This window comes from Polaromonas sp. UC242_47 (assembly GCF_044452385.1).
Taxonomy (GTDB): domain Bacteria; phylum Pseudomonadota; class Gammaproteobacteria; order Burkholderiales; family Burkholderiaceae_C; genus Polaromonas.
Map to the genome: position 1 here is coordinate 2,266,831 of NZ_JBIOAO010000001.1, position 21,783 is coordinate 2,288,613.

Here is a 21,783-nt window from a genome sequence, read left to right on the forward strand (position 1 = left end):
GGTGCATTATTTTTGTATCGTCAAGAAAGAGGAGATTTGATTCATGACATTGACAAGTTCACCCAAGCCCCCACCGCCGGGGACGGCCCGCTGGGGTTTGCTGATTTTCGGCATCGTGCTGGCGCTGATCGGCCTGGCCCTGGCCCTAGGCGGCGTGCAACTCGCCACCTTAGGCGGCTCCTGGTATTACCTGCTGGCCGGCATCGCCTTTGTGGTGTCGGGCGTGTTGTTTGCCCGCCGGCGTGAGGCCGGTGCCTGGGTCTACGCCGCCCTGTTCGTCGCGACTATTTTGTGGTCGCTGTGGGAGGTGGGTTTTTCCTTCTGGCAACTGGTGCCGCGTCTGGCGCCAGTGCTGGTGCTGGGTTTCGTGGCGCTGCTGTTGTTGCCCGCACTGACGCAGGGTCGCTTGCGCGCCCCGGCCCGTGCGCTGGCAGCCCTGATGGCGGTCGTGCTTGTGGCCGGTGGTGCGGCGATGTTTGTGCCGCATGGCGTGATTGAAGCGGGTGCGACGCCGGAGCCGACAGCGAAGACGGCTGCTGCAGCCGGGCCGGCCGATTCCCGTTGGCAGTTTTACGGCCGCACGCCGGCTGGCACGCGGTTCGCACCTTTTGACCAGATCACCAAAGAAAATGTCGCCCAGTTGCAGGTGGCCTGGACCTTCCGCACCGGTGAAATGGCCGGTCCAGGCTCTGAAAACCAGAACACGCCGACGCAGATCGGTGATGCCGTTTATGTCTGCACACCGCGCAACCAGGTGTTCGCGCTGGACGCCGACACCGGTGCGCAGCGCTGGAAGTTCGACCCCAAGGCGGATGCCAAGATATGGAACCGTTGCCGCGGCGTGGGGTATTACGAACCGGCCGCCGCAGCGGCTGCGCTGACGGCTTCCAGCAGCAGCCCTTCGACGCCAGCCGCGCCAGCACCCGCGCTGGCGGCCGCGTCGAATGCGGTGTGCGCCCAGCGCATCGTGATGACCACGGTTGACGCGCGCCTGATTCAGCTCGACGCCAAAACCGGCCTGCCATGCGAAAGTTTTGGCAACAAAGGCACGGTCGACCTGAAGGCCGGCATGGGCCTGGTCAAGCCGATGTATTACTTCCAGACCTCGGCACCCACGGTGGTGCGCAACATGATTGTGGTTGGCGGCTGGGTCTTTGACGGCCGCGAGGTTGACGAGCCCTCCGGCGCCGTGCGCGCCTTCAGCGCCGACACCGGCGAACTGGTCTGGGCATGGGACCTGGGCAACCCGAACATCGACAAGCTGCCCCCAGCCGGTGAGTCTTACACCCGCAGCACGCCCAACGTCTGGTCCACCCCGGCGTTTGACGACAAGCTCGGCCTGGTCTACCTGCCCACCGGCAACACCACGCCCGACTTCTGGGGCGCCCAGCGCACCAAGGCGGCCGAGGCTTATTCCTCATCCGTCGTCGCGGTGGATGTGGCCACCGGCAAGGAACGCTGGAAGTTCCAGACCGTGCACCACGACATCTGGGACTATGACGTGCCGGCCCAGCCCGCGTTGTATGACGTGCCGGACGGCAAGGGCGGCACTGTGCCGGCCCTGGTCCAGCTCACCAAACGCGGCCAAATCTTCATGCTGGATCGCCGCGACGGCAAGCCGATTGCCGAGGTGCAGGAAAAGCCGGTGCCGCAAGCCGGCCAGGCCGGCGACTGGACGGCGCCTACACAGCCGTACTCGGTGGGCATGCCGGCGATTGGCGCCGAGCCGCTGTCCGAAGCCAAGATGTGGGGCGCGACTTTCTTCGACCAGTTGGCCTGCCGGATTGAATTCCGCAAGCTGCGTTACGACGGCGAGTTCACGCCACCCACGACCACACCCAGCCTGATTTACCCCGGCTATTACGGCGGCATGAACTGGGGCAGCGCCTCCATCAACGAGGACAACGGCTACCTGATCGTCAACGACATCCGCATGCCGCAACTGGTGCAGCTGATTCCGCAAGAAAAGGTGGAAAACAAGCAGGTCACCCTGGGCCATGGTGTGGGCCTGGCCCCGCAAAAGGGCACGCCTTATGCCATCACCCAACGCGCCTTCCTGTCGCCGCTGGGCTTGCCTTGCCACGCGCCGCCTTGGGGAACACTGTCGGCCGTCGACCTGAAGACACGTCAACTGGTGTGGCAACGTCCCCTGGGCACGATTCAGGACACCGTGGTGGCCGCAGGCATCAAGGCCGGCTTGCCGATTCCGCTGGGCATGCCCACGCTGGGCGGCCCGATGACCACCGCGTCCGGCCTGGTGTTTTACGCCGGTACGCAGGACTACTACCTGCGCGCCAATGACGTGCATACCGGCAAAGAGTTGTGGAAAGGCCGCCTGCCCGTAGGCGCCCAAGCCACACCGATGACTTATGTCTCGCCAGCCAGCGGCCGCCAGTTTGTGGTGGTTGCCGCAGGCGGCAGCCGGCAGTCGCCAGACCGCGGTGATTACGTGGTGGCTTACACCCTGCCCAAGAAGAACTGAGTCCGGTTCCTGGGCGGCGCGCCTACCCGACGCTGAGGGTAGGCGCGCTGTACCCAGCTGCCGCGTCAAGAGCATCCGAGGTGCCATCTGGCAAGGCCTGCTTTTGCTACGCTATTGATAGCTTGTTACGTATGCTGCATAAGGGCTGGATGCCTAAAAGACTTAAGAAATCCCTGCTAGGGACGCCAAGCTTGCAGAAAGCGGCAACACATGCGCCTGGGTCAGCGGCGCCAGCGGCAGCGTAATCTGGGACAGCGGGTCCACCCAGGCAATTTCCTCAATCTCGGCGGTGGGTATCACCGCCTCGTCGGCGTTGGTGAGATGCAGGCGAAACATCTCGGCTTCAACCGTCCAGCCCGGCTCATTGGCCGCAGGCGCGGCGAAGCAGCCCAGGTAAACCGGCCGCGACGCTGTGATCACCAGACCCAACTCTTCATACAACTCGCGCACCAAGGCCGCAACGGGTTCTTCGCCGGGTTCAATTTTTCCACCCGGCTGCATGAAGGCCAAGGTGCCGCGTTTGCGGACCAACAAGGTGCGCCCATCGTCCCGGGTCAAGAGGGCTGCGGCGATGCGGATGGTGTGGGTTTGTGACGTGGGCAGGGGACTCATCCCCTTATTCTCGAGCAAACAGGGGGGCGACCTCGCGTCGTCCAACCTATTCAGGTTCGCTACGCCTCACGTCCACCCTGGCTGCCCTTGAGCACAGCCACAATCGCCATCGCGTGGCCGTGGCCTAACTCAAAGTCCTCTTTCAGCCACGCCACGACCTGGCCGGCTTTCACGTCGGGCTTGAGTTTGCCTTTAACGCTAAAGCCTTTCTGGTCTGCCATCTTTTTGAAGTCGGCGGGGGACTTGCTGGTCTTGGCCTGGATGTTGTCGATGTAAGCCTGAAAAGTCATGGGACACCTCGTATGGGAATGACATCAGCGAAACAGCCAAGGAGCAAGTCCTCGACCGCCTGCAAGCGCTGCTCGGGCGCGGAAGCTCCTGAGGCCCAGTAGCGAAATACAGCCGCTGTGGGCCCGAGTCAGCCGTGCTTGGTGCGACAGAATACGCCACCCAAAGCAGTCATTCGTTCGAGCCCTGGGCTGCGAGCCCTTTGTGTGGGAGGATTAACCTGCCTGAGACCCAGCGAAAGGCTTACTTACTCTCTGGTGCTCGCGTCACCTGCCACGCGACAACCTTCCAGTTTCCTTTTTGCTTGACCCAAACCACCGTTCTGCGAAGGTCAGTCGGGCTGAACGGTTGTCCGCTGAGCGATCCTTTGAAGGTGAGTAGAAAGTTAACGACCGCCGTATCGCCGTACACCTGTATCTTTCTCTCTCGGACGTCAATGGACTCATATTTGAGAGCGCCGGACTTGAGATCCGCGAGTTCCTGATCCTTCGTGAACAGCTTGCCGTTGCCGTGGACTATCGTGGCATCGTCGGCGTAGTACTTTTCGTAAAATCTGATGTCGTCTTTCAAATTCGCCTGGATCATCTCATCTGACAGCGCCGAGATTTGTTGCTCGACATCACCGCCTTGGCCTAACGCGAGCGGTGCCGCCAGCAAACAGGCAGAGAACAACGCCAACACACGGAGATTCACTGTATTCATGCTGGGTGCTCCTCAAGGGAATTAGGCCACCGTATCGTTCAACTATTTTAAATGCCATTTGAGCGCAGAGGCAAGAACTAAGCCCGAGTCGATACCGGCGAGCGCGTCTTCGGTAGAAGTCAGAGGTGGCTCTTACGGAAACGTCTCCGCGCGAACGGCAGCGCGGCAAGCGGCAGAACGGCAAGGGCGATAGTCGCCCGTTCAGGAAGCGCACGGGCGAGTTCGAGATTGTCGATGTTCGGGAGGCGTCAAGCGGCACCTTCCCCAAGCATCATCGGTAGCTCTTGGCCGATACCGCTCATTGGCGACGAAAATTTCTGACCTGGCGAATGACAGGAGCCAGGCCGGGACCGTGAGTTCGGAGTCTGGCCACGAACGACAGAAACCGCCCTGCTTTGAAGACATCCAAGACAGCATATTGGGCGGCAGCTTCGGACCTCAGGGGTACGTTGATTCTTCTCCGAAGCCGACATCCGGCGCTCAACACCAGCGAAGTGCTCAGCTCCTGCCGGAATGGCGGTCAATGCTTCCCAGCGTATTCCGTTGCTCTACCTTTCATAGCTACTTGCGCCCGTGTCTATTGGGCGGAAGGCCATTTTCATGCGTGACAAGCAAGTGGAATGGCTGAAAAATCGCCAAAATTAAGCATCACAACGGCCTCTAGCCCAGACGGTGTGGTTGCAGGTAGCTATTTATTTGATAGCGACTGCAGCTTCAGGCAACAGGCTGCCAGGCCGGGTGTTTGTCCATCACGCCCGCGTAAAGCGCGCTGCCCTCGAAGCCCGCCAGCCAGCTCTGCAAGCACGGCCAGGGCTGCGCCGAAAACCAGGCCGCATCGGTATGCGCAAACTGGCGCACAAAAGGCAGGATGGCCATGTCGGCCAGGCTGGTATTGGGGCCACACAGCCAGTCGTTCTGCTTGAGCCGGACTTCCAGTTCCACCAGCCAGGCGGCGGCGTTGCTGCGGTGAGTTAAAGCAAATGCCTTGTTGTCACCGTCATGTTCTCCGGCATAACGGTTCGGGTATTTGTAGCGGTCCAGGCTGTATTTGAACGGGCCGTCGTTGGCGGCGATGAGCGCATTCACGATGGTGGTATCGGCCGTCAGCCAGCCTTCGGGGTCATGCCATTGCAAGGCCCAGGTCATGATGTCCAGGCTTTGATCGAGCACGCGGCCATCGGGCAACACCAGCACCGGCACCGTGGCTTTGGGTGAGGCGGCCAACATCTCGGCCGGTTTGTTGCGCAACACGACTTCACGCAATTCGTAAGGCTGGCCGCTCACGGCCAGTGCCAGCCGCGCACGCATGGCATACGGGCAGCGGCGAAACGAATAAAGAACGGGCAGGGCGGCGCCCATCAGGAGCCTTCAAGGTCCTCGGCGGTCGACGACGGCATCTTGGCCCCGATATGCGGCTGGCGGCGCCGGTTGGCGTAGTCGACCTGGCGCTGGCGTTCAATGAAGCCGCGTTTTTGTTCCTCGGTTTTTTTGTCGTGGCAGGCCGGGCAACTCACGCCGGCCACGTACAGCGGTGAGGCCTTGTCGGCCTCGCTGATCGGGTCGCGGCAGGCGCGGCACAAGTCGTAGTGACCGGTGGCCAGGCCATGCACGACCGAGACACGCTCGTCAAAAACAAAACATTCACCCTGCCACAGGCTGTCGGTTTCGGGCACGGTTTCCAGGTATTTGAGAATGCCGCCTTCCAGGTGGTAGACCTCGTCAAAACCCTGGGTACGCATGAAGGCGGTGGATTTTTCGCAGCGTATGCCGCCTGTGCAAAACATGGCGACCCTGGGTTTTTTACCGTCCTTGGCCGCCAGCGCGCCGCCCGGGGCGGACTCTTTTCAACCCAGCCCGGCAGCTCCGAAAAACTTTTGGTGTGGGGGTTGAGCGCGCCTTCAAACGTGCCTATGCCGAACTCGTAGTCATTGCGGGTGTCGACCACCACCACCTCGGGGTCGGCGATCAGGGCGTTCCAATCTTGCGGCTTCACGTACTGGCCGGCCATCTGGCTGGGATTGAGGCCGGGCACACCCAGGGTGACAATTTCGCGCTTGAGGCGCACCTTCATGCGGTAAAACGGCAGCTTTTGCGCCCAGGATTCCTTGTGTGTGAGTTCGGCCAGGCGCGGGTCACTGCGCAAATGGGCCAGCACCGCCCGCACGCCGTCCTCGGGGCCGGCAATCGTGCCGTTGATGCCTTCTTCGGCCAGCAGCAAGGTGCCGCGCACATCATTCGCTTCACAAAAAGCCTGCAGCGGCGCCTGCAACTCGGCGAAGTCGGGCAGGGTGACAAATTTATAAAGAGCGGCGGTGAGGTAGTCGGACATGGCAAGGAGGGGCTGAGCGCGGAACAAGTGCCGCGCTTCCATCGTAAGGGCTGAGGGCGGGGCGGGGCTTGATACGTATCAAGCCCAGCCCCGCTCCCGGTAGCTTCGATTTTAAGGAAAAGCCGGAAACGGCGGCGGGCCAGGGGCAAGATTGGGTCTTAGCGCGCCCGGCACCCGGGATTTTTAAATAAAACAGGCTGCAGCCCTTTCAGCACGGGCGCAAGAAGCTATGAAATGGATAGCATCTCTGGCGCTGTCGGTTCACAGCAGTTGTTGTGTTCCCTGCGGCGGGGCGTCGAGCGCGCTCAGCCCCAGCCCTTCAATCTCCTGCAGCGACTGGCCGGCAATGCCTTGCAGGTCGCCATACATACCCACGGTGGAGTTCATCACGCTTTCGATCTGCGCCTGGCGTTTGGCCCATTGTTTGGTGATGACCTTGCGTTCCTTGTCCAGGTCGTCCTGCATGGACGAGAAGGCTTCAACAATCGCTTCGACTCGTTGCCGGAAACGTGGGCCCGTCAGGTACTGGTAAACCATTTCCGTCTTGGTTTGCAGGCCGTCCGACAAGGCGCGGGTCTGGCTGACCTGCAGCAGGCCCTGGCGCAACATGATGGCGACGGGAATCGCCACGCGTGGCGAGGCAATCCACACGCCGTCTATCAGATCAAACGACTCCACGCCCTTGGGCAACACCTGGCTGACCAGCACGCAGACCTCGGCCTTGGCCGTGCGCTGGTCGTCGCGCAGCTTGGGCAGCCAGCCGTCGCTCCAGTTGCGCGTGCGTTTGGACTCCCACAGAATGGTGCCGCAAGGTATGCCGTTTTGGCTGTTGACGCGCTGCAGCGCATCGCCGCCGAACTCGCCCTTGGGCACGGGTTCGATCAGGTCAAACGGAAACTTGCCACGCAGCAGGTTTTCCAGCTCCATTTCCTGCACTTCGCCCTGCAGTTGCTGCGAGCCCTGTTCGGCTTTCTGTTTGAGCTCTTCGATCTTTTGCTGCATCGAGGCGATGGTCTGGTCTTTTTCGGCCACGCGTAATTTCATGCCGTCTTCGGCTTCGCGCCTGGCCAAGGTGCGCACCTCATTCAGGCCGGTCTGCACACGTTTTTCAATCGTCAGGTCCAGCTCGCGTTTTTCGTCGTCGAGTTCACGCTGCTTCTTGATCAGCTCGGCCTGGGCTTTTTGCGCCTCCAGCAGCTTGGCGTCGCGCACCTTGAGCACGTCCTGCAACTCGGCCAGCTCGCGCGCCTTCGCGTCCAGCTCGTCGGCAGACGCCGCCTTGGCTTTTTTGGCTTCTTCCGCCGCCACACGGGTACGTTCGGTTTTTAACTGGCTGGCGACCTGGTCGGCCACTTGCGTCTCCAGCTCGCGTTTGGCCTCGCTCAGCAGTTTTTCCTTGTCGCGCATCGCGGCTTCGCGCTGGGCGATGTCGCTGTCCTTGCGCGCAAGCTGCGCCTCGAACTGCTGGCGGGTCGAGGCCAGCAGGGGCGCGGCCAGCGATTCGGTGAGTTTGATTTCTGTCCTGCAGCTCGGGCAGGTGATGGTCGGTTCGGTCATGCGGGTCTTTCGTGGGCTGCGGAGGATTATCCCGCCTGCCGTTTTACGAAGCGGTCGTGTCAGTGCCCATTTCGCTATGAATTAAATAGCTGCTTGCGCTTGATGGATCTGGGCTGGAGGCCTTTTTGGCTTGAAGAATTGCCCCCAGGCCGGTTTGGGGCATATTTTTCTATGGACAATAGCGCTTTGCCGCAGGTTTTAGCCGCGGAGAGGCCGCAGCGCCCGTCGCGCGACCCGTCCCCTGGCCGGTTTTTTTTAAAACCACGCCCCCCTTATTTGTTTTGCCCGGCTGTTTGCAGGCCGGCGCATTCAGGAGCCCTTGATGCCATCATCCACGCCCCCTTCGTTTTTCAAACGCCTGCCGCTTGCTTTCGGCGCTTTTTTCAGCATTCTCGGCAACCCGGTGTTTGCCAGCCGTGTGATGGCGCTGAGCCAGCCCGAGGCGCCCGTTCCTCCTGCGCCGACGCCTGCGCCAACACCTACGCCCTTGAAAGAAGCCACGCCCGACGCGGCCCTGCAACTGCTGGCCCTGCTGCAACGCGACGCCCGCCTGATCGACTTCACGCAGGAAAACCTGAGCAGCTATTCAGACGCCGAGATTGGCGGCGCCGCACGTGTGGTGCATGAGGGCTGCGCCAAGGTCTTGCGTGAGCATTTCACCCTGGCGCCTGTGCGTGCTGAAGAAGAAGGCAGCCGCATCACCTTGGCAGCAGGTTTTGACGCCCGCGCGATTCGCCTGACCGGCAATGTGCTTGGCCAGGCGCCGTTCCAGGGCACGTTGAGCCACCGCGGCTGGCGCGCCACCGAGACCCGTCTGCCCAAACTGGCCGAAGGCCACGACGCCACCGTGCTGGCGCAAGCCGAGGTCGAGCTGTGAGCGAAGCCAGCCTGCGGCCCGACGCGCGTTTTTCCATCGGCATAGACCTGGGCACCACGCATTGCGCGCTGGCCTATGTGGACCTGAGCGCCAGCGAGGGCGAGAAGACCCGGCACGGCGTGCTGGCCATTCCCCAGCTCACGGCGCCCGGCAGCGTGGAAAACCTGCCGCTGCTGCCCTCGTTTTTGTACCTGCCGCATGCCAGCGAACTGGCCGAGGGTGACCTGAGCTTGCCCTGGGCCAGCGGCCAGGACTTTGCCGTTGGTGAGCTGGCCCGTGCGCGCGGCGCCTTGACGCCGATACGTCTGGTGTCCAGCGCCAAGAGCTGGCTGTGCCACCCCGGCGTGGACAGGCGCGCCGCCATTCTGCCGGCCGATGCGCCGCCGGAAGTGGCGCGTATCTCGCCGCTGGAAGCCTCCACGCGTTACCTGCGCCATGTACGCCAGGCCTGGGACCACGCCCACCCCGAGGCGCCGTTTGAGCAGCAGGACGTGACCGTCACGATTCCTGCATCCTTTGACCCGGCTGCCCGCGAGTTGACGGCCGAGGCCGCACGCGCCGCCGGCTACAGCTCGTTGAGCTTGCTCGAAGAACCGCAGGCCGCGCTTTACAACTGGATCCAGAACAGCGGCGGCCAGTGGCGCAAGGACGTCAAACCTGGCGACATCATCCTGGTGATCGATCTGGGTGGCGGCACCAGTGACTTTTCGCTGATCGCCGTGCTTGAAAAAGACGGCCAGCTGGAGTTGCACCGCGTGGCCGTGGGAGAGCACATTTTGCTGGGTGGCGACAACATGGACCTGACCCTGGCGCACGTGGTGGCGCGCAAGCTGGCGGCCGAAGGCAAACCGCTCGACGCGTGGCAGATGCGCGCCTTGACCTATGCCTGCCGCAGCGCCAAGGAAAACCTGCTCAGCGATGCCAGCCTGGCGACACAGCCGCTGGTGGTGCCCAGCCGCGGCTCCAAACTGATTGGCGGCTCCATCCGCACCGAACTCACGCAGGACGAGGTGCGTACCACCATCCTCGAAGGTTTCTTCCCGCAAGTCGATGCCTCCGCCCGCCCCGTCATACGCACCCGCAGCGGCCTGACGCAATTAGGTCTGCCCTATGCGCAGGACGCCGGTGTGACGCGGCATCTGGCCGCGCTGCTGGGCCGCCAGGCCGGTGCCACAGCCGAACTGGCAGGTTTTGCCGGCCGGGTGGATGCCTCGGCCAGCTTTTTGCACCCGACGGCGGTGTTGTTCAACGGCGGCGTGTTCAAGTCGGACGTGCTGACCGAACGCACCTTGGCTACGCTCAACAGCTGGCTGGCGGCGGAGCAGGGTGCGCCAGCGCGCGCCTTGACGGGCGCCGACATGGACCTGGCCGTGGCGCGTGGCGCGGCCTATTACGGTTATGTGCGGCGCGGCGAGGGTGTGCGGATTCGCGGCGGCACGGCTCGCGCCTATTACGTGGGTATCGAGTCGGCCATGCCGGCCATCCCCGGTTTTGAGCCGCCGCTGCAAGCGCTGTGCATCGCGCCCTTCGGCATGGAAGAAGGTACGGAAGCCGAGTTGCAGACGCAGGAGTTTGGCCTGGTGGTTGGCGAGCCGGTGCATTTGCGCCTGATGGGTTCGTCGGTGCGCCGGCAAGACCAGCCCGGCACCTTGCTCGAAGCCTGGCAACCCGATGAGTTGCAGGAGCTGGGCGACATCCAGGCGACCTTGCCCGCCGAAGGCCGGCAAAACGGCGAAGTCGTGCAGGTCCGCCTGCGCGCCGTCGCCACCGAAACCGGCACGCTGGAACTGATCGCCGTGGCCAGCCAGGGCGGCGAACGCTGGAAGGTCGAGTTCGACGTGCGCGGCCATGCCTGACGTGCGGCTCTGACACACAGCCTTGATGCGCCAGTACATCGTCGGCATAGACCTGGGCACCACCCACACGGTGGTGGCCTACGCCAAACTTGCCGCCAAAGGCCAGCCGGAGGCGGTGCAACTTTTTCACATCGACCAGTTGGTCGCGCCCGGGGAAGTCGCCGCCTTGCCGCTGCTGCCTTCGCTGCGTTACCACGCTGGGCCTGGCGAACTGGCCGAGAGTAGCTTGCAACTGCCCTGGCCGGCAGAGCTTGAAGCCGGCCAGCCGCCTGTGGTGATGGGCCAATGGGCGCGCCAGTTGGGCGCGCAAGTGCCGGGGCGGCTGGTGGCCAGCGCCAAAAGCTGGCTCTCGCATGCGGCGGTGGACCGGCAAGCGCCCATCCTGCCCTGGGGCGCACCCGAGGAGGTGGCCAAGGTTTCGCCGGTGGAGGCCAGCGCGAGTTATTTGCGCCATGTGCGCGCCGCCTGGAACACGTGTTTTCCGAAAAATCCGCTGGAGCAGCAGGACATTGTGCTCACCGTGCCCGCGTCGTTTGACGAAGGCGCGCGTGCCTTGACCCTGGCGGCTGCGCAACAGGCAGGCTTGCCGAAAGTGCGGCTGCTCGAAGAACCGCAAGCGGTGTTTTACGACTGGCTGCTGCGCCACCGCGAGCGACTGGCCGAAGAACTGGCCGGCACCCGGCTGGTGCTGGTTTGCGACGTGGGCGGCGGCACCACCGACCTGAGCCTGATTGAGGTCGCGCTGGTGAACGGCCAGCCGCAACTGACCCGTATCGGCGTCGGCAATCACCTGATGTTAGGCGGCGACAACATGGACCTGGCGCTGGCCCACGCCGCCGAAGCGCGCATGACTGGCGCTACGGGTGATACGCCGCCGCAACCGCTGTCCGCCAGCCGCCTGGCACAACTGATGGACCGTTGCCGCGTCGCCAAGGAGTTGCTGCTGGCCGACGACGCGCCCGCGCAAACCACGGTCACCTTGTTGGGCGGCGGCTCGAAACTGGTGGGCGGCAGCCGCTCCGTGAGCTTGACGCGCGAGGAGGTGGAATATCTCATCGTCGATGGTTTTTTCCCGCAGGTGGGCGCCGAGGCGCAAGTCCGGCAGGCGCGTAGCGGCCTGGTGGCCTTTGGCCTGCCGTATGCGCGCGACGCCGCCATCACGCGCCACCTGGCCGATTTTTTGCGCCAGCACGACGCGGCCATGCCCGATGCGCTGCTGCTCAACGGCGGTGTGTTCCGCGCCGGCGCGCTGGTGCAGCGCCTGGCCGACACCCTGGGCGCCTGGCGCGGCGCGCCGCTGCGCCTGTTACACAACGCCAATCCCGACTTGGCCGTGGCGCGTGGCGCCGTGGCTTATGCGTTGGCGCAGCAAGGGCTGGCGCCCAAAATTGGTGGCGGTTCGGCGCGCAGTTATTTTCTGCAGCTCGATGACAGCAAGGATGCAAAAGCGACAAGCCAAGGCATTTGCCTGCTGCCGCGTGGCAGCGAGCCCGGGCGGGAAGTCTTGCTCAGTGGCCGCAGTTTTGCGTTGCGTGTCGGCCAGCCGGTGCGTTTTCAGTTGTTCAGCGCGATCAGCAACGCCCACCAAGCCCCGGCGCAAGCCGGTGAGTTGGTGGCTTTAAACGACGATCAGTTTGTGCGTCTGCCGCCCATCGTGATGGTGCTGCCAGCGCCCCCCAACAGGGCAAGCGCTAATCCAGCCCACAGCGGCCGGCAGGACATCGCGGTGCAACTGGCGACCTCGCTGACTGAAGTGGGCACGCTGGAGATGCATTGCGTCAGCCTGGCCGACCCGACCCAGCGCTGGCGGCTCGAATTTGACTTGCGGCACGGCAAGACCGTTGCCGACGAAACCGCATCACCCGAAGACCGCCGCGCCGCCGCCCGCATGGCCGAAGCCATAACCCAGATCGACCGCATCTTCGGCACCAACAAACAGGCCGTCAGCCCCAAGGACGTGACGCAACTGCGCGTACAGCTGGAACGCCTGCTCGGCGATCGCGCGGGCTGGACCACGCCGGTGTTGCGCCAGTTGTACGACGCCTTGTGGCAACGCGCGCGCGGGCGCCGCCGCAGCGCCGCGCATGAACGCGCCTGGCTCAACCTCGCGGGTTTTTGCCTGCGCCCGGGTTTTGGCGATGTGCTGGACGAGTGGCGTGTGCAGCAGCTCTGGCCGCAGCATGCACTGGGCGTTCAGCACACGAACGACAAACAGGTGGGCGCCGAATGGTGGACCTTGTGGCGGCGTGTGGCCGGCGGCCTGGCCGCGCCCGAGCAGTTGCGTCTGCTCGATGATTTTGCCTTCAACCTGCAGATCAACGAAGAGGGTGATGACGAGCCGCTGGCCGCCAAACCCGTTGCCGGCAGCAGCGCCGACATGTTGCGCCTGGGCGCCGCGCTGGAGCGGATTCCGCAGGCCTACAAAACCGAAATCGGCACCTGGCTGCTGGGCCGTGTGTCCAAGGCCGTGGCCTCCAAAAAAGCCCGCAGCGAATCCGAGCTGGCCAACGACAGTCTGACCTTGTGGGCGCTGGGCCGCATAGGTGCGCGCCAGCCGGTTCACGGCAGCACCCACGACGTGGTGCCGGCCGAAGTCGCTGCGTCGTGGGTGGAGGCCTTGCTCACGCTGGACTGGAAACGCCTGGAGGCCGCCGCGTTTGCCGCTGTGCAGCTGGCGCGCGTGACCGACGACCGGGTGCGTGACTTGCCGCTGCCGCTGCGCGAAAAAATCATGGCCAAACTCGCGGCTGTACATGCGCCGCCCGCCTGGCAGACCCTGGTGCGCGAACGTGTGGAACTGGACGAAGCGACCGAGCGCCGTGTGTTCGGCGAAGCCTTGCCGCCGGGTCTGAAACTGATGGCTTCAACACCCGCCAAGCCGGATTTTTAATAAAATGAGGCTCTAGCCCAGGTGGAGCGGGCGCAGGTAGCTATGAATTGTGTAGCGACTACGCCTCGGGGCAACTATCCAGAATAGCCTGCCAATGCGCGGGCTCTACCGGTGTGATCGACAAGCGATTGCCTTTTTTCAGCATCAGCAGATCGGCCAACTCCGGCCGGGCGCGCAAAGCGGGCAGGGTCAGGTTGGGGATTTTGCGTAACACTTGCACGTCCACCAGCAGCCAGCGCGGCGCCTCGGGTTTGGAGGCCGGATCGAAGTAGGGCGACTTGGGGTCGAACTGTGTCGGGTCAACCCGGCTGGTCGAGGCCACGCGGGCGATGCCGACAATGCCGGGCTCCGCGCAACTGGAGTGGTAGAACAACACGCCGTCGCCCACACGCATGGCATCACGCATGAAGTTGCGCGCCTGGTAGTTGCGCACGCCGGTCCAGGGCACGGTCGCATTTGGTGCGGCCAGCGCGTCGTCGACCGAGCATTCTTCGGGCTCGGATTTCATCAGCCAGTAGTTCATGGTGGTGGGTCCTTAGCGTGCGGAGGTGGCGATCTGCAACAGCGCGGGAAGAATCAGCCCCAGGCCCGTCAGCAGCAGCAAAAAGCTGATCAGTTTGCGCATGGCCTGCCGCGACCAGCTTGGCGGGTGCCGCTCCAGCCACCAGCTTAGCGCAAACACCAGTGGCAAGGCCAGCAGACATAACTTCAGCGCGTTGAGGCTGAACTGACCGCTGAGCAACACAATGGCCAGCCGCAGCAGGGAGCCGGCCGCCAGCGTGGCCACCAAGGTGTCGCGCACGGTTTTCTGCGCCATGGGCTGGCGGTAGAGCTGGTAGACCAGCGGCGGCCCGCCGGTTGAAAACAGGCCGGTCAGCAGGCCCGACAAGGCCCCAAAAAGGCGAAACGAGGTGACCGACGAACGCTGGCGCAAGGCCGCCGTATCAAGCAGCACCACGATGGCACAGGCGACCACGGTCAAACCCAGCATCAGGCGCAAGCCCAGGATCACATTGCTGCTGAGCCAGCCCAGCAGCAAGAGGCCGGCCAAAATGCCGGCCAGGCTGCCCATGGAAATATCGCGAAAGGCCGGCACGTCCAGGGTTTTGCCCGTTCGGCGCAAGGCGACCAGGGCATTGGCCAGGGCCAGCACGGTGGCCACATTGGCCAGGTCCGCCAACGGCGCCAGTTCAAACAGGCCGGCCAGGCCCAGCAGGATCAGTGAAAAAGCGAAACCACTCAGGCTCTGGGCGCAGGAAGCCAGGGCCACACAGACTAAAAAAAGCGCTATTTGCCAAATCGTCATGCAGCGGCACCTGGCTGCGAGGACTTGGTTTTATCGCTGAAGTTTGTTGGGTGGATGGGCGTGCGAAGGGTGGAATTTGCGGTGTTCCTGGACCCGCTTGGACATTCAAAAATCATGCCGCAAGGATAACTGCGTATAGGGGCCATCTTGGACCACCACGCCTGTAAAAACCGAGCACTTAGGTGGTCTTGCGCATCGGGTGTCGGTGATGGCGAAGAGCGAACTTCTACTCAGAGTCAAACCGGCCCGCCGTGCGTCTGTTTTGAATGGCCGCAAAGCAGGGCGGAGGCGGTCACGCGCGAACCAGGTTTCTGCGCAATTTTTTCCATTCGTAGATCCCATATTGACAGACCGACTGATCGGTCTGTATTATTTGCCGAATGGCCGCTACAACCTCATCAGTTAAAAAACACGACCTTTCTGCCGAGTCGCGACGGCGCGCATTGGCCGCTGCCGAAGATGCGTTTGCGGCCCAGGGTTTTCATGGTGCGTCCTTGAGCGCCATTGCCCGGTTTGCGGGTTTAAGCAATCCAGGCTTGATTCACCACTACCCGACAAAAGCGGCTTTGTATCTTGCATTGCTCGATCGGGTGGGCGGCGAACTCGTCGAACGCGTGACGACCGCCTTGGTTGATGTGGCCGGCCCCAAGGAACGCTTACGGGCCTTGATGGCGGCACTGGCGACATGGACCATTCAACGCTCCCCAGCCGTCAGGTTGATCCTGAGAGAGCTGATCGACAACGTTGAACGGGTCGACGCTGCAGAAACGCTGCCACTGACCCATCTTGTGACGATTTTGACGCGGGAATTCTCGGCGGCCCAAAACAAGGGGTTGTTGCCGGTCGGTCCTCCCCTGGCATTTTTGACGCAGGTGCTGGGCACCCTGGCCTATGCATTGGTTGTCAGGCCGACCTTCCACCGAATGCAGCTGGATGAGCCCTTGTTATCAGAGGACGAATCCTGGATTCAGAAGATTACAGAAACACTTTTTCAGACTTTGATACGAGACGATTTATGAAGCAGGACGTTATTCGCGATTTGTACCAGCGCACACTGACCGCGGTGCGCGGGGAAAGGCCGGAGCCTGGGACGAGCGTTGGCGAGGTGGCGGTTGATCGCTACCTGAACCCTGGCCATTTCGCGCAGGAAGCGCAGCTTTTCAAACGTTTCCCGCAACCTGTCGCCGCCAGTTCCGAGCTGTCCGCTCCTGGCTCCTGGCTCGCACGTGACCGCGCCGGCACCCCATTCTTGCTCGTACGACAAGAAAATGGCGAGGTCCATGCGTTCCTCAACGTCTGCCGTCATCGGGGCGCGCGTGTTGCGCCCCTGGGCGGTGGCGAACAGGCCAGGGCCTTTGTTTGCCCGTATCACGCCTGGACCTACAAGCCTGACGGCGCATTGCGCGGTTTGCCCCAGGCCTTTGGTTTTCCCTGCCTCGACCATGCCTCTTCCGGCTTGCGTCGGCTGGCCGCGAGCGAACGCGCGGGCCTGATCTGGGTCATCGCTGATCCCGAGCTGGTTGACACCGACGTGGATGCCTGTCTGGGGCCGCTCATGGACGAGCTGGAAACGCTGGATTTGCGTACACCGGTGGCCTTCGCGCCCAGGTCCTACGAGGTGGCGGCCAACTGGAAGTTGCTTGTGGATGGCTCTTTTGAGGCCTACCACTTCAAGGTGGCGCATCGAAAAACGATCGCCCACATGTTTGCCGAAAATGTGCAGATCGTCGACGAATTGGGTCTCAATCGGCGCCTGTATCTCGTCAAGTCGAGTTTCGACGGCAACAGTCCTCCACATGTTGAAGACTTCCAGCCACGTCAGCACGGAAACCTGATCTATTTCTTTTTCCCAAGCACCATGATTCTGGTGCAGCCCGATCATGCCCAGCTCAGCACGCTGGAACTGGTTGCGCCGGGCGTCACGAAAGTTCATGAGATCACCTTGTTGCCCGTCGCGCCGGACGGGCCCAAGGCGCAAGGTTACTGGAACGCCAACGTCGATCTTTATCGCCGCGCCCTGGCAGAGGACTACGAGCTGTCCGAGTCCATCCAGGCGGGCTTGTCCTCCGGCGCCAATGCGGCCTTGACCTTTGGCACCTTTGAGTTCAGCGCGCCACGCTTTCATGAACAACTGAACGAGCAAGTCACCGCCATCCCAGCCGTGATGGACGTCAATGGCTGAGCGAGCCTGGCGTTCGCGCATTCGCCCATAAAACAAAAGGAGACAGCTGTGCAAGATCAAACCCTGATAGCTACCCTGAGACGGCAGCTTGACGTCCGCCCCGATGCCCTTGCCTACGCAGAAGGCGATAGACGCCTGACGTACAAGGATGTCGAGCGCGCGAGCAACCAGATTGCCAATGCGCTGGCTGCCATGGGCGTCGGACAGGGAAGCCGGGTGGCGGCGCTGACCAAGCATCACCTGGATTGCATGTTGCTGCTGCTGGCGGCCTGCAAGCTAGGGGCAGTCTGCATGCCCGTGAATTGGCGGCTGACGGTTCCCGAACTCGAATACATCGTGGACAACGGGGAAGCGTCTTTCCTGCTGGTCGATGCCGCGCTCGCTCCGAACGCGCTGAAGGCCCGCCTGCCCAGGATCAAGACCCTGGTTTGCACCGAACAAGCGTTCGAAGGCCTGCCCAGCTTCGAGGCGTGGTGCAGCGGCTTCAGCACCGACTTCACGCCCGTGAAGGCCGAAACAAGTGATGCGGCGCTGCAGCTCTATTCTTCGGGCACCACGGGATTGCCCAAAGGCGTGGTCCTGTCGCATGAAGGCCTGTTGTCTGTGGCGAAGGCCATCGAAGAAGACTGGGCGTTCGAGCCTCATCACGTGATGGGGAATCCCTTGCCGGTGTTTCATGTGGCCGGCATTTGCGTGCTGGTAGCGACCCTTTATACGGGTGCGCGAACCGAGGCGTACTCGGAATTCGATCCGGCCGCCTATCTGCAAAGCTTCGCGTCTCAAGGTATTACCCACACCTTGCTGGTGCCCGCCATGATTCAATTCATGCTGCAAAATCCCGGCGCGCAGGTTGCCGACTACCAAAACCTCCGCTTGATGGCGTATGCCGGCTCGCCCATCAGCGAGGTTGTGTTGAAGGAAGCGGCAAAAGTTTTCAAATGCAAGCTCGTTCAGGCCTATGGGCTGACCGAAGTGTCAGGCGTGGCGACTTTTCTGTCGCCAGCTGACCATGAAGCCGGGGAGCCCGGTTTGTTGCGTTCGGCCGGACGTCCTGTTGGCGGCGCCTGTCTGCGTATCGTCGATCCGACGAGCTTGAAGGATCTGCCCGAAGGCGAGGTGGGTGAGATCTGGATAGAGACCATACGCAACCTGAAAGAGTACTGGCGCAATCCCGAGGCCACGGCGAATGCTTTTCCCGAAGGCCGCAATGCCAATGGCGGCTGGTTCCGTTCTGGCGACGGTGGTTATTTGAAAAACGGCTATCTCTACATCACCGACCGTATCAAGGACATGGTTCTGTCCGGGGGCGAAAACATCTATCCAGCCGAAGTGGAAAACGTGCTGATGCGCCACCCGGACATCGCGGACGGCGCCGTGATTGGTGTGCCGGACACAAGCTGGGGCGAAGCCGTGAAAGCCTGTGTCGTTCTGCGCGCGGGTGCGCAAAGCAGCGAGCGCGAGATCATCGACTTCATGCGAGCGAACCTGGCGCATTACAAATGCCCGAAGAGTGTGGACTTTCTCGAAGCGTTGCCACGCAACCCGAGTGGCAAGATACTCAAGCGCATCTTGCGCGAGCCCTACTGGCAAGGGCAAACGCGGGCCATTGCATAGTCTGACCAGGACATCGAACAGACACCATGAAACATCCTTTCGCCGAATTGATCGATTTGCAGGCCGCTGAAACCAAGGCCGGCGCAAGCACGCTGACCTTGATGGTGGCGCCTCAACACTTGAATCCACATGAAGTAGTGCACGGTGCCGTCTTGTACGCCATGGCCGACACGGGGATGGGCGCGGCGCTTTATCCAACGCTCGATGCGGGCGAGATTTGCGCCACGATAGAAATCAAGATCAACTACTTCAAACCTGTGTTTCAAGGCCAGGTTGTCTGCAAAACCGAACTCGTCAACCGTGGCAAGACCGTTGCAAATCTGGAGTCACGGCTCTACGTGACGCAAGTCCTGGTGGCACAGGCGAACGGAAACTATGCCATCTTTCGTCCCAAACGCGACCAGGCCTAAGCCTTCTATATGGACGCGTTTCATGTGCAAAGCGGCCTGACCTCCTATTTCTGGCGTGGCGATGCCATCCGCAGTCGAAGCGTGAGTGATGTGGTGCTGTCTGGCGTCGTCGACATACCTGCGCCGCCCGCAAGGCTGACCGCCGATTGGGACAGGGAGATCGCCTTGCGCCTGGGCCTGGAGCCCGGCGATGTCGAGGCCTTGCCTTTGGCGCGTGCGCGTGTACGCTGGCCCGACTACAAACGCTGTGTGCAAGCGGTGTCCGATTGGACACGCAGGCTGGGCTTGTCCGAAGTGCTTGCCGCCAGCGACGTCGCGCTCATGGCCTGCCGCGGCGCGCGTTACCACCATGACGGGGCGCAGTATGGCAGCGCGGCATTTTGCAATCTGTTCCTGAGCGAGGACAAGGGCCTGGACGTGCATTTTCCGTCTACCGGCCAGCGCATCCCCCTGGTTCGGGGGACGGCGCTGATCTTCGACACGGGCCAGCCTCATGCGCTCATTCAACGAACCAGCAGCGGCTTTGACGCGGCCGATTTCGCGCCCGAGCAGGATTGCTCCCAGGTCTTCCTGACCTGGGAGCTTCCCATCGAAGATGCCCATGTGGCGCACGCACTTGGGATCGCCTTCGACATCGACCCCGCTACCGCCTCGCAACTGGATGATGAGCAGGTCTGGCTCAAGGGCGCTCCGGCCCGTGTGTGCCCGGCGTCGGGTCGCTGGTGCCAGACGGACTAGGCTGGCATCGGCTGCGCATCTGCAGAAGCCTTCTTAGAATGACCTTAGCGTTCGCCCTTCGCTTCTCCAAAGGCGCCACTTTTGACGTTGATCCATGACAAGCTCCAACCCTCACTCCAAGTCCATCAAAGTCGCCGTGATGGGCGCAGGTGCCGTCGGCTGCTATTACGGCGGCATGCTGGCCCGCGCCGGGCATGAGGTGGTTCTGATCGCCAGGCCGCAGCATGTCGAGGCAATCACCCGAGACGGCCTGCGCATGGAAACCACGTCCTTTGACGAACAGGTGCGCCTGGCCGCCAGCAGCGAGCCCGGCGCCGTGCAGGGTGCGCAGTTGGTCTTGTTCTGTGTCAAATCCACAGATACCGAAGCGGCTGGCGCCCTGATTCGGCCGCATTTGGCAAGCAACGCGCTGGTGTTGTGCCTGCAAAACGGCGTGGACAACGCCGACCGCCTGCGCAGTGTGTTGCCGCAACATGCGGTGGCCGCTGCCGTGGTCTACGTCGCCACCGAAATGGCCGGTCCGGGCCACGTCAAACACCACGGCCGGGGTGAGCTGGTGATCGAGCCTGCCAGCACCAGCGACGCCGTCGCGCAGGCCTTGATCGCCGCCGGTGTGCCGACCGAGGTCTCCAGCAACGTGCGCGGCGCGTTGTGGGCCAAGCTGATTCTCAACTGCGCCTACAACGCGGTCTCGGCCATCGCCCAGCTGCCTTATGGCAAGACCGTGCAGGGTGAGGGCGTGACAGACCTGATGCGCGACGTCGTCAACGAGTGCCTGGCCGTGGCCCAGGCCGAAGGTGTACAGGTGGTGGGTGATGCCCATGCCGCCGTGGACAAACTCGCCGGCAGCATGCCCAGCCAGTTTTCATCCACCGCGCAAGACCTGGCGCGCGGCAAACGCAGCGAGATCGACTACCTCAATGGCCTGATCGTGAAACGCGGCGAGGTACTGGGGATTGCGACGCCTGCGAACCGGGTCTTGTGGGCGCTGGTGAAGTTGCTGGAAGAGAAGCGGGCTTAGGGTGACTGCGGAAGTCCGCTACCCCCATACGTGTAGCGTTTGGCCGCGTTTACCGTGGGTGGTTTTTAACCGGCCCAGTGCCTTCCCCTCATCCGGGAAGACCTCATGTTTACCTTAATTTCACAGTTGTTGCGCTTGCTGTTGTCTGCGCATATGGGGACTCGGCCGTTATAGGGCTATGCCGACCAACTATGAGGAAGCCATCACCATGCAAGCTCAAAAAAACCGAGTGACAAAAGCCCAGGAAGCGCCACCCTGCGCCGATGAACGTATGTCGTTGCTGGCAGAGGTCGACTTCAAATGGCTCATGGCTGGACAGGGCTGGTGGATTGACTCGACCCGCATGCATAGAGATCCACCGTATGCCATCCGCTTCTTACAGCTGGCCATGACATCTCAATGTATCGCTTTGCGAGATTGCGCCGTTTTGCTGCAGACGCTGATGGACAGCCCCGTTGAGTGCCTGGTTTGATGGTGTCTCAATGCTTCACGGTCTGTACGAATTAGGGCGACACCCGTAGGCATCAGCGCTCGGCGCAGACAGTACGCCACCTTGGCGCAAGCAGCGGGGGGCCGCTCAACCTCAACCGCTACGGCGATTTGCCGCTGCCTCGGCAATATCCGGCGGCAGGCGCTTGAGCAGCCAGCGAATCGCCAGCGGCACCAGCACCAGGTCATCCACCACGCCAATCACGGGCAGCACATCCGGGATGAGATCAATCGGCGAGAAGAGGTAGAGTGCGATCAGCGCGGTGCCAAGCTTCAGCCAAGCCGGTGCCTTGGGGTGGCGTAGCGCAAACCACAACTGCCGCGCGTCGCCGCGCAACACGGCCCACAGCAGGGTCAGGCGTTTCAACATGGCAACTCCTTGGTGACTGGCCCCAACGGGCCGCATTCAGCCCACATGGTAGCGGCCGCG

Annotated in this window: 19 protein-coding genes and 1 pseudogene; 11 read left to right on the forward strand and 9 right to left on the reverse strand. The window is 62.5% G+C overall.

Going from position 1 to position 21,783, the window contains the following annotated elements; all coding sequences use genetic code 11:
- The first annotated feature begins 43 nt into the window (after positions 1-43).
- Entirely contained in the window at positions 44-2,482 is a 2,439-nt protein-coding gene (locus ACHMXK_RS11115) for a membrane-bound PQQ-dependent dehydrogenase, glucose/quinate/shikimate family (RefSeq protein ID WP_397440288.1), read from the forward strand.
- Between the two features lie 162 nt (positions 2,483-2,644).
- Here the strand turns inward: ACHMXK_RS11115 and ACHMXK_RS11120 are convergent, their stop codons facing one another.
- The 6 genes and pseudogenes from ACHMXK_RS11120 to ACHMXK_RS11145 all read right to left on the reverse strand — a co-directional run bounded on the left by ACHMXK_RS11120 (position 2,645) and on the right by ACHMXK_RS11145 (position 7,970).
- Positions 2,645-3,094: an NUDIX domain-containing protein gene (locus ACHMXK_RS11120; RefSeq protein WP_397440290.1), complete on the reverse strand. Its 450-nt coding sequence runs from the start codon at positions 3,092-3,094 to the stop codon at positions 2,645-2,647.
- 59 nt (positions 3,095-3,153) lie between these two features.
- Positions 3,154-3,384, reverse strand: a complete 231-nt coding sequence (locus tag ACHMXK_RS11125) for a DUF4287 domain-containing protein (protein WP_397440291.1) — start codon at positions 3,382-3,384, stop codon at positions 3,154-3,156.
- A gap of 241 nt (positions 3,385-3,625) precedes the next feature.
- Positions 3,626-4,084, reverse strand: a complete 459-nt coding sequence (locus ACHMXK_RS11130; RefSeq protein WP_397440293.1) for a nuclear transport factor 2 family protein — start codon at positions 4,082-4,084, stop codon at positions 3,626-3,628.
- Between the two features lie 714 nt (positions 4,085-4,798).
- Positions 4,799-5,443, reverse strand: a complete 645-nt coding sequence (locus ACHMXK_RS11135) for a glutathione S-transferase (protein WP_397440295.1) — start codon at positions 5,441-5,443, stop codon at positions 4,799-4,801.
- Positions 5,443-6,413: pseudogene (locus tag ACHMXK_RS11140) on the reverse strand (rhodanese-related sulfurtransferase). The gene ACHMXK_RS11135 and the pseudogene ACHMXK_RS11140 overlap by 1 nt, the downstream one beginning before the upstream one ends.
- Positions 6,414-6,674: 261 nt before the next feature.
- Positions 6,675-7,970, reverse strand: a complete 1,296-nt coding sequence (locus ACHMXK_RS11145; protein ID WP_397440297.1) for a DUF2130 domain-containing protein — start codon at positions 7,968-7,970, stop codon at positions 6,675-6,677.
- A 322-nt stretch (positions 7,971-8,292) separates the two neighbouring features.
- On the opposite strand from ACHMXK_RS11145, the gene ACHMXK_RS11150 reads away from it, so the two are divergent.
- From ACHMXK_RS11150 to ACHMXK_RS11160, 3 genes are read left to right on the forward strand one after another with little or no spacing between them, the layout of a single operon-like run.
- Positions 8,293-8,847 (forward strand): DUF2760 domain-containing protein, encoded by a 555-nt coding sequence (locus tag ACHMXK_RS11150; RefSeq protein ID WP_397440299.1) that lies wholly within the window; start codon positions 8,293-8,295, stop codon positions 8,845-8,847.
- Positions 8,844-10,703 (forward strand): Hsp70 family protein, encoded by a 1,860-nt coding sequence (locus tag ACHMXK_RS11155; RefSeq protein ID WP_397440301.1) that lies wholly within the window; start codon positions 8,844-8,846, stop codon positions 10,701-10,703. Before ACHMXK_RS11150 ends, ACHMXK_RS11155 begins: the two co-directional genes overlap by 4 nt.
- Before the next feature lie 25 nt (positions 10,704-10,728).
- Positions 10,729-13,593, forward strand: coding sequence for an Hsp70 family protein (locus ACHMXK_RS11160; RefSeq protein WP_397440302.1), 2,865 nt, complete (start codon positions 10,729-10,731; stop codon positions 13,591-13,593).
- Positions 13,594-13,651: 58 nt separating this feature from the next.
- On the opposite strand, the gene ACHMXK_RS11165 is transcribed toward ACHMXK_RS11160, so the two are convergent.
- Both ACHMXK_RS11165 and ACHMXK_RS11170 read right to left on the reverse strand, forming a co-directional pair.
- Positions 13,652-14,116 carry an EVE domain-containing protein gene (locus tag ACHMXK_RS11165; protein ID WP_397440304.1) on the reverse strand — a complete coding sequence of 155 codons (465 nt, stop codon included), beginning with the start codon at positions 14,114-14,116 and terminating at the stop codon, positions 13,652-13,654.
- A gap of 12 nt (positions 14,117-14,128) precedes the next feature.
- The gene (locus tag ACHMXK_RS11170; protein ID WP_397440306.1) at positions 14,129-14,899 is read right to left on the reverse strand and encodes a TSUP family transporter; all 771 of its coding nucleotides are present in this window, start codon (positions 14,897-14,899) and stop codon (positions 14,129-14,131) included.
- Positions 14,900-15,279: 380 nt separating this feature from the next.
- Between ACHMXK_RS11170 and ACHMXK_RS11175 the strand changes: the two genes are divergently transcribed.
- The 7 genes from ACHMXK_RS11175 to ACHMXK_RS11205 all read left to right on the forward strand — a co-directional run bounded on the left by ACHMXK_RS11175 (position 15,280) and on the right by ACHMXK_RS11205 (position 21,336).
- The gene (locus ACHMXK_RS11175) at positions 15,280-15,918 is read left to right on the forward strand and encodes a TetR/AcrR family transcriptional regulator (protein ID WP_397440307.1); all 639 of its coding nucleotides are present in this window, start codon (positions 15,280-15,282) and stop codon (positions 15,916-15,918) included.
- Positions 15,915-17,081 carry an aromatic ring-hydroxylating dioxygenase subunit alpha gene (locus ACHMXK_RS11180; RefSeq protein WP_397440309.1) on the forward strand — a complete coding sequence of 389 codons (1,167 nt, stop codon included), beginning with the start codon at positions 15,915-15,917 and terminating at the stop codon, positions 17,079-17,081. Before ACHMXK_RS11175 ends, ACHMXK_RS11180 begins: the two co-directional genes overlap by 4 nt.
- A 48-nt stretch (positions 17,082-17,129) precedes the next feature.
- A complete protein-coding gene (locus ACHMXK_RS11185) occupies positions 17,130-18,695 on the forward strand; it encodes a long-chain-fatty-acid--CoA ligase (RefSeq protein WP_397440311.1) in 1,566 nt (521 codons plus the stop codon).
- A gap of 26 nt (positions 18,696-18,721) precedes the next feature.
- The gene (locus ACHMXK_RS11190) at positions 18,722-19,105 is read left to right on the forward strand and encodes a PaaI family thioesterase (protein WP_397440313.1); all 384 of its coding nucleotides are present in this window, start codon (positions 18,722-18,724) and stop codon (positions 19,103-19,105) included.
- 9 nt (positions 19,106-19,114) lie between these two features.
- Complete coding sequence (locus ACHMXK_RS11195; protein ID WP_397440315.1) at positions 19,115-19,843, forward strand: hypothetical protein; 729 nt, start codon at positions 19,115-19,117, stop codon at positions 19,841-19,843.
- Positions 19,844-19,967: 124 nt separating this feature from the next.
- Entirely contained in the window at positions 19,968-20,864 is an 897-nt protein-coding gene (locus ACHMXK_RS11200) for a ketopantoate reductase family protein (RefSeq protein WP_397442503.1), read from the forward strand.
- A 208-nt stretch (positions 20,865-21,072) separates the two neighbouring features.
- Entirely contained in the window at positions 21,073-21,336 is a 264-nt protein-coding gene (locus ACHMXK_RS11205; RefSeq protein WP_397440317.1) for a hypothetical protein, read from the forward strand.
- A gap of 111 nt (positions 21,337-21,447) precedes the next feature.
- Here ACHMXK_RS11205 and ACHMXK_RS11210 read toward each other — a convergent pair whose 3' ends face one another.
- Entirely contained in the window at positions 21,448-21,723 is a 276-nt protein-coding gene (locus ACHMXK_RS11210) for a YkvA family protein (RefSeq protein WP_397440319.1), read from the reverse strand.
- Between the last annotated feature and the right edge of the window lie 60 nt (positions 21,724-21,783).

Bases quoted from the DNA above. Each gene is read 5' to 3' on its own strand.
- ACHMXK_RS11120 (WP_397440290.1), bottom strand. From the start codon at position 3,094: ATGAGTCCCCTGCCCACGTCACAAACCCACACCATCCGCATCGCCGCA.
- ACHMXK_RS11130 (WP_397440293.1), bottom strand. From the start codon at position 4,084: ATGAATACAGTGAATCTCCGTGTGTTGGCGTTGTTCTCTGCCTGTTTG.
- ACHMXK_RS11135 (WP_397440295.1), bottom strand. From the start codon at position 5,443: ATGGGCGCCGCCCTGCCCGTTCTTTATTCGTTTCGCCGCTGCCCGTAT.
- ACHMXK_RS11115 (WP_397440288.1), top strand. From the start codon at position 44: ATGACATTGACAAGTTCACCCAAGCCCCCACCGCCGGGGACGGCCCGC.
- ACHMXK_RS11150 (WP_397440299.1), top strand. From the start codon at position 8,293: ATGCCATCATCCACGCCCCCTTCGTTTTTCAAACGCCTGCCGCTTGCT.
- ACHMXK_RS11125 (WP_397440291.1), bottom strand. From the start codon at position 3,384: ATGACTTTTCAGGCTTACATCGACAACATCCAGGCCAAGACCAGCAAG.
- ACHMXK_RS11180 (WP_397440309.1), top strand. From the start codon at position 15,915: ATGAAGCAGGACGTTATTCGCGATTTGTACCAGCGCACACTGACCGCG.
- ACHMXK_RS11205 (WP_397440317.1), top strand. From the start codon at position 21,073: ATGCAAGCTCAAAAAAACCGAGTGACAAAAGCCCAGGAAGCGCCACCC.
- ACHMXK_RS11190 (WP_397440313.1), top strand. From the start codon at position 18,722: ATGAAACATCCTTTCGCCGAATTGATCGATTTGCAGGCCGCTGAAACC.
- ACHMXK_RS11175 (WP_397440307.1), top strand. From the start codon at position 15,280: ATGGCCGCTACAACCTCATCAGTTAAAAAACACGACCTTTCTGCCGAG.
- ACHMXK_RS11145 (WP_397440297.1), bottom strand. From the start codon at position 7,970: ATGACCGAACCGACCATCACCTGCCCGAGCTGCAGGACAGAAATCAAA.
- ACHMXK_RS11195 (WP_397440315.1), top strand. From the start codon at position 19,115: ATGGACGCGTTTCATGTGCAAAGCGGCCTGACCTCCTATTTCTGGCGT.
- ACHMXK_RS11160 (WP_397440302.1), top strand. From the start codon at position 10,729: ATGCGCCAGTACATCGTCGGCATAGACCTGGGCACCACCCACACGGTG.
- ACHMXK_RS11210 (WP_397440319.1), bottom strand. From the start codon at position 21,723: ATGTTGAAACGCCTGACCCTGCTGTGGGCCGTGTTGCGCGGCGACGCG.
- ACHMXK_RS11165 (WP_397440304.1), bottom strand. From the start codon at position 14,116: ATGAACTACTGGCTGATGAAATCCGAGCCCGAAGAATGCTCGGTCGAC.
- ACHMXK_RS11170 (WP_397440306.1), bottom strand. From the start codon at position 14,899: ATGACGATTTGGCAAATAGCGCTTTTTTTAGTCTGTGTGGCCCTGGCT.